Consider the following 3039-nt stretch of genomic DNA (forward strand, 5'->3'; position numbering starts at 1 on the left):
TGGTGGACGACGAGCCGCAGGTGCGCCGCGCGATCCGGAACGCGTTGCAAAGCGAGTCCGTGCGCGTGATCGAGGCTGCCACGGCGGGCGAGGGAATCGACTTGGCGGCGGCGGAGAGGCCGTCGCTGATCGTGCTGGACCTGGGGCTGCCGGACCGGCCCGGGATCCAGGTCTGCGCGGAGGTGCGGAAGTGGTCCACCGTGCCCATCGTCGTCCTCTCCGCACGGCACTCGGACCACGAGAAGGTGGAGCTGCTGGACGCGGGCGCGGACGACTACGTGACCAAGCCGTTCAACCCGGCGGAGCTGTGCGCTCGCGTCCGTGCCCAGCTTCGTCGCGCGCGGACCTCGTCCGATGGCCAGCCGGAGCTGCTGGCGTGCGGTGAGGTGGTGATCGACGTGGCGCGGCGGCGGCTGGAGCGCGCGGGCCAGGCCGTGCACCTCACGCCCATCGAGTGGGACCTGCTGCGCGCCTTCGTGCGGCAGCGCGGGCGGACGCTCACGCACGCGCAGCTCTTCCGCGCGGTGTGGAATCGCTCGGACGGCGACCCGCAGCAGTACCTGCGCGTGCACGTGGCCAACCTGCGCCGGAAGATCGAGGCCGACTCGCTGCGCCCGCGCCTGATCGTGACCGAGCCGGGCGTGGGCTACCGCTTCGAGGAGCCCGCCTGAGCGCCGCCGCTCCGTCCCCGCATCGCCGCGCCGCGCGCGAGGCCGCGCTGTGGGCCGTGGCTGCGGCCGCGCTCACCGCGGGGCTGCTCGCCGAGCGGCCGCGCATCGGCGAGGCGCACGTGGCGCTGGCTTACCTGCTGGTGGTGCTGGGCGCCAGCGCGCGCGGCGGGCGGCGCGTGGGGCTGGGGCTGTCGGCGCTCTGCTTCCTCGCGTTCAACTTCTTCGTCCTCCATCCCTACTACACGCTGGCCGTCCGCAACCCGGTGGACTGGCTGGTGCTGCTGGCCTTCGTGGCGACCGCCGCCGTCGCCGCGCAGCTCCTCCACCGCGCGCAGTCACAGGCGGACGAGGCCCGCCGGCGCGCCGAGGAGATCGACCAGCTCGCCACGCTGGGCGCCGAGACGTTGAAGGCGCCGCGCGCGCGGGACGCGGTGGTCGCCATCGCCGGTGTGATCCGCGCCGGCCTGGGCGTGGACCTTTGCGAGATCTACCTGCGCGACGAGCCCGGCGCCCGCCTCCGCCGCGTCGCCAGCAGCTCCGCTTCGCATCCAGCCCCATCTCCCGAAACGCATTCGGCACGGGGGACGGGCCATCCGCCCTCTCCATCCACACATCCCGAAAGCTCGCAATCGGATGCGGTGGATGAACAGCGTCCCGGTGATGCCGGGCCGTCCATCGACCCGGGGGATTCCACGCGTGCGCCGGAGCCCATCGACCCGGCCGGTTCGGCGGATGCGATGCGGGCGCTGGATTCCGCGGAGTGGGACGACGGGGCGACGGTGACCACGCCGGAGCTGCTGATGGGCACGGATGCGCGGAGCTGGCTGCTGCCGCTGCGGGTGCAGGGCAAGCCAGTGGGCGTGCTGCGGCTGGAGACGGCGGGCGGGCTGAGCCTGGACGCGCGCCAGCGCCGCTTCGCGGAGGCGCTGGCGTACTACGCGGCGCTGGGGCTGGAGCGCGTGCGCCTGGCCGACGCGGCGCTGCACACCGAGTCGCTGCGCGAGGCCGACCGGCTCAAGGACGCGCTGCTCGCCGCCGTGTCTCACGACCTGCGCACTCCGCTCACCACCATCAAGGCGCTGGCGCACGAACTTGCCGCCGGCGGCGACGAGCGGGCCCACGTGGTGGAGACGGAGGCGGACCGGCTGAACCGCTTCGTGGCCGATCTGCTCGACCTCGCCCGCCTCAACGCCGGGGCGCTGCCCATCCGCCCGGAGCTCGCCGCGGCCGAGGACGTGCTGGGCGCCGCGCTCCAGCAGATCGCCGCGGTGTGGCCGGACCGGCGCGTGGATGCCTCGGTGGAGCCGGGCCAGCTGCTGGTGGGGCGCTTCGATTTCGTGCACACGCTGCACGTGCTGGTGAACCTTGTGGACAACGCGCTGAAGTATTCGCCTGCGGACGCGGCGGTGGAGATCGCGGTCCGCGCGGCGGACGGGCGCCTCGCGTTCGTCGTCGCGGACCGCGGGCCGGGTGTCGCCGCGGGCGACCGCGAGCACGTGTTCGAGGAGTTCTACCGAGGCGACGGCGGCACGGCACCGGGCAGCGGCATCGGCCTGGCGCTGGCGCGGCGGCTGGCGGAGGCGCAGGGCGGCGGCGTGGCGTACGAGCCGCGCCCCGGCGGCGGCTCCGTCTTCACCCTCTCCGTCGCCGCCGTGCCGCCGGAGGAGCTGGCGAGGCTGTCTTTGTGACTTCTTAACGCCGCCGCCCGGATTCTTTGTGCGTTCTTCACGCCCCCCGTGCCACTCTCAAGGCGCGGGGGGCGAAGTGTTGTCGCGGATGTCTGCGGCGCCCTCTCCCGCTCGCTCAGGCTCGCGCCCTCCCCCGCAAGCGGGACAGGGTTGGTGGTCATCTCGCGCCGCCCGAGTTCGGTCGAGATCGGGGCTGGCGAGACAGGGCGAAGACATCCAACGTCGAACCACGAACATCTACCGATGCCGTCACGGATAAAGGACGCGGTGCTGGGGAAGCCGCGCGACGTGCAGGACCCCCGCACGTACCACAGCATCGCCCTGGTCGCTCTGCTCGCGTGGGTGGGGCTGGGGGCGGACGGCCTGTCGTCTTCCGCGTACGGGCCGGACGAGGCGTTTCGGGCGCTGGGGGAGCACACGTACCTGGCGGTCGCGCTCGCGCTGGCGACCACGCTCACGGTGCTCGTCATCTCCGTCGCGTACTCGCAGATCATCCGGCGCTTCCCGTTCGGCGGCGGCGGGTACGTGGTCGCCAGCGAGCTGCTGGGGCCGCGCTTCGGCGTCGTGTCCGGCGCGGCGTTGCTGGTGGACTACGTGCTCACCATCTCGGTGTCCATCGCCAGCGGCGCGGACCAGGTGTTCAGCGTGCTGCCGGCCGCGTGGCATGCGTGGAAGCTGGC

3 protein-coding genes are annotated in these 3039 nt (G+C 73.3%); all 3 read left to right on the forward strand.

The features are described 5' to 3' along the window. Positions 1 to 671 (forward strand): response regulator transcription factor (locus VFE05_09240; GenBank protein ID HET6230240.1); only part of this gene is annotated, 671 nt, incomplete at its 5' end. A 56-nt stretch (positions 672 to 727) separates the two neighbouring features. After that, a complete protein-coding gene (locus VFE05_09245) occupies positions 728 to 2359 on the forward strand; it encodes an ATP-binding protein (protein HET6230241.1) in 1632 nt (543 codons plus the stop codon). A gap of 243 nt (positions 2360 to 2602) precedes the next feature. Then, on the forward strand, positions 2603 to 3039 hold a 437-nt coding region (locus VFE05_09250; GenBank protein HET6230242.1), incomplete at its 3' end, for a hypothetical protein.

This window comes from Longimicrobiaceae bacterium (genome assembly GCA_035696245.1).
Taxonomy (GTDB): domain Bacteria; phylum Gemmatimonadota; class Gemmatimonadetes; order Longimicrobiales; family Longimicrobiaceae; genus DASRQW01.